Source organism: Streptomyces prasinopilosus (genome assembly GCF_001419695.1).
GTDB classification, from domain to species: domain Bacteria; phylum Actinomycetota; class Actinomycetes; order Streptomycetales; family Streptomycetaceae; genus Streptomyces; species Streptomyces prasinopilosus.
Window position 1 is genome coordinate 1 of record NZ_LIRG01000706.1, and the last position, 3668, is coordinate 3668.

The window sequence follows — 3668 nt, forward strand, 5'->3', positions numbered from 1 at the left end:
CCGGGCGGGGGCCCGTGTGCTCAGCGGCGGGCCACCGCCCGGCGCAGCCTGCGCGCCCTGCGCGCGACCTTCCGGACCGTGGCGTTGCGCGGCAGGAACCCCAGCTGGGACGGCACTCCGCCGGGCAGCCCGAGGGACGTCAGCCGCTTCTTCTTGAAGTAGCGCCGGGTGCCGTCGTCCAGCCGCGTCGCCAGGTAGCGCTCGGCCCCGGGCCGCAGGTCCGGCAGGATCCTCGGCTGCATCGCGAACCCGACGGCCCGTACGAGGTCGCCGAGCGCTTCGGTGTCCATGCGCCCGCGCCCCCCGGCGACCGCCGCCCCGTCCGACGGGTCCGGCAGCAGCGCGTCGACGATGGTGACCGGGACGCGGTTGCTGTTCTCGAACGGCGTCAGCCGGTCCAGCAGGATCTCGGTGCCGACCCGGGCGACCGGCAGTCCGTACAGGGCGGACGCGGTCAGCAGGGCGGTGGAGAAGCAGCCGACGACCAGGGCCGGACGCATCCGCTGGTACAGCACCTCGGCCAGCACCGGGGTGTCCACCACCGTGAGGTCGACGCCGAGCCGCTCGGCCTCCTCCTCCAGGGTGCGGGTGAAACGCGCCGGGGCCGTGGGGTGCGGCTTGAACACCACGCGGCCGTGCCCCAGCCCCACCGCGCCCCTCAGCATCCGCACGTGGAGGTCCTCCTCCTCCTCGGCGGAGAGGATGTCCAGCGCGGACAGGTACTGGCCCAGCAGCAGCGCGGGCTCCGTCACCTCCGGCAGGCCGCCGCCGGTGCCGGCCAGTTCGGCCAGCACCCCGGTGAACGCCGGGGTCGCCACCACCTCCGGCACCACCCCGAACTCGGTGAGCAGCAGCGGTTCGAGCCCCGGCACCAGGTCGAGGTGGAGCAGCCGCTCCACCCGGGTGCCGACCAGCGGGTCGAGCTTGTTGCGGGTGGGGCCGTAGCTCATCAGGCCGTCCGCGTAGACCGTGAGGGGCGCGTCGGTGAAGATCTGCGCCACCCCGAGGGCCGGGTGGACCTGGAGGGACTCCACGGCGAGCGCCACGTCGTCGTCGCCCAGGTTCCAGAGCAGCCGCAGGTAGCGCTCCCACATCGGCACGTCCTCCACGCGCGGCGCCCAGCCGCCGGGGTGGAACGGGAAGACGGCCTCGTTCCACGACACCACGTCGTCGAACCGGGACCGCAGCCGCTCGAACCCGGGCATCGCGTCGACGGCGGGCGTCGTCTCGGGCGTCGCCGCGTTGTTGGAGACCAGCAGGATCCGCCGGCCGGCCGGCGCGAAGCAGCCGGAGTCCAGGGCGGCGGCGAGCGTGGCCGTGCCGTACAGGGTCGACGCCATGAAGATCTGCGTGGTCACGCGGCCACCCCCGCGGCCGTCACGGGGCGGCGGCGCAGCCGGCGCAGCCGGCCGGCCCGCTCGGCGTCCATCGAGCCGAGCGCCTCGTCGAGGACGTCCTGCGGCATGCGCCGCAGTGCGGCGGTGCTCATCGCCCTCAGCCGTCGCGCCACGGGGGGTTCGAACCGTTCGGCGGTCCCCAGGTGGTGGGAGATGATGGCGCAGTACGTGCGCACGGCCTTCGGCAGCAGGGCCGCCGCATCGGCGTCCCGCGCGGTCTCCTCGATCACCTGGTCGAACGCGCGGATGAAGTCGAGCTGCCGGACGTCCCCGATCTGGGTGAGCGACGAGGAGACCCCGCGCCGGTAGAAGACGCCGAGCAGACCGGTCACCGCGAAGGACTCCGCCTCCCGGTGCAGCTTCCAGATCCAGGGCCGGTCCTCGGCGGTGCGCAGCCCGTCGGTGAAGTGCAGCACGCCGCGCTCGACGAGCCTGCGGTGGTAGACGCCCGCCCAGGCGTAGGCGTAGTCGACGGAGGTGGTCCGGTGGGCGGGGAGGATCGCGTCGCGCGGGTCCAGTACGACGTTGCGCCGGCCGTGCGGGACGCGGTGGACGGCACGGGCCCGCGCGGTGCACTGCACGTGGTCGGTGCGGACGAAGTCGCAGTCCAGCCCCTCGATCGCGGCCACCAGTTCCGCGTAGTAGCCGGGCGCCAGCCAGTCGTCGCCGTCGAGGAAGGTCAGGTACTCGCCGCGGGCCCGGTCGATGCCGGTGTTGCGGGCGGTCGCCAGGCCGCCGTTCCTCTCGTGGCGGACCAGCACCGCCCCCGGCAGTTCGTGTTCGGCACGCGCGAGGAGGTCCGCGGTCCCGTCGGTCGAGCAGTCGTCGACGAGAATGAATTCGAAGTCGTCCCGCGCATTGGCGCGCAGACTTCGCAGGGCATCGGGGACGTATCGGCGCACGTTGTAGAACGGCACGATGACGGAGAGCTTGAGCACGTCGTCGACGTTAGGGGGCGGCCCGCCATTCGTCTTTACCTGGACCTTGATGCGGAGTGAACGACGCGTGGCGAAGCGGTGAAGCGAACATTCTTCCGGACGGCGGGCGGCCGGAATCCCCATTCGGCGATCTGCTGTTAACCATTTGTTGGATTCGGGTTGGGCCGTTCCTGGGAATTGCTTTCTAGCGTCTTCCTCGTGCCAGTAAGTGCAACGAAGTCCCTGCGAGTCGCCGTTCTCGCGGATTCCGACACCCGGTGGAAATGGGGCGCGCTCACCGCGAACCGCATGGCCCCGGAGAATTCGGACATCCGTCTGGACGGTTATCTCCTGCGGGGCCGTGCGACTCCCACCGCCCGTCAGCTCGACGAGGTCGGCGTCCGGGCGGACGCCCTCCACGAGGTGACCGCGGTCCAGTTCCTGCACGCCGTGCGCGAGGAGCCGTACGACGTCCTGGTCCTCGCGCTGGTCGGCGGCGGGGTGCAGGCGGTGCTGCACGGCCTCGGGCGGGTCTGGGAGGACGGCGGGACCGGCCGGCGGAAGCGGCCCGTCGTCGTCACCGGATACGTGGGTGTCGTCTACGAGAAGCTCGCCGACGGCCTGCTGCTGCGCCACGGGGCCGACCTCGTCCTCGCCAACTCCCGTCAGGACGCGGACCGTTTCCGCGCCGTGTACGAAGGCGTGGGCGCCGACGCCGGCTCGGTGACGGAGGTCGCGCTGCCGTTCCTCGGCGGGGCCGCCTACGACGGCGGGCCCGGCCCGTCCGCGGAACCGGGCGGCAGGCCCCACACGGTCGTCTTCGCCGCCCAGCCCTCCGTGCCGGAGAACCGCCGGGACCGCACCTACCTGCTGAACCGGCTGGTCGGGCACGCCCGCCGGCACCCCGAGCGCGAGGTCCTGCTCAAACTGCGCTCCAAGCCGGGCGAGCACACCACGCACATCGAGGAACTGCCCTACCAGAAACTAATCCAGCGCCTCGACCCGCCGGCCAACCTCCGCCTGGTGTACGGGCACATGGGCGAGGTCCTGGACCGCACCGACCTGCTGGTCACGGTGAGTTCCACGGCCGCCCTGGAGGCCCTGCACCGCCGCATCCCCACCGCGGTCCTCACCGACCTCGGCGTGCGCGAGGCGCTCGGCAACCACCACTTCGTCGGCTCCGGCTGCCTCGCCTCCTGGGACCAGCTCGACGCCGGCCACCGGCCCGTGCCGGACGAGGAGTGGGTGGCCCGCCAGGGCGTGGCCGCCGGGGGAGTGGCGTACGACAGGGCCTTCGACACGGCCCGGGCACGCATCGCCGAACTGCTCGCCCGCCCCGGCGGCCACGCCCTGG

The 3668-nt window shown here is 72.8% G+C and carries 3 protein-coding genes; 1 reads left to right on the forward strand and 2 read right to left on the reverse strand.

What is annotated here, in order from left to right; all coding sequences use genetic code 11:
- Positions 1-20: 20 nt before the first annotated feature.
- A complete protein-coding gene (locus AOK18_RS24910; protein WP_055574003.1) occupies positions 21-1358 on the reverse strand; it encodes an alpha-2,8-polysialyltransferase family protein in 1338 nt (445 codons plus the stop codon).
- Positions 1355-2335: a glycosyltransferase family 2 protein gene (locus tag AOK18_RS24915; RefSeq protein WP_055574002.1), complete on the reverse strand. Its 981-nt coding sequence runs from the start codon at positions 2333-2335 to the stop codon at positions 1355-1357. The genes AOK18_RS24910 and AOK18_RS24915 overlap by 4 nt, the downstream gene beginning before the upstream one ends.
- Before the next feature lie 198 nt (positions 2336-2533).
- Here AOK18_RS24915 and AOK18_RS24920 point away from each other — a divergent pair.
- On the forward strand, positions 2534-3668 hold a 1135-nt coding region (locus AOK18_RS24920; protein WP_079105160.1), incomplete at its 3' end, for a DUF6716 putative glycosyltransferase.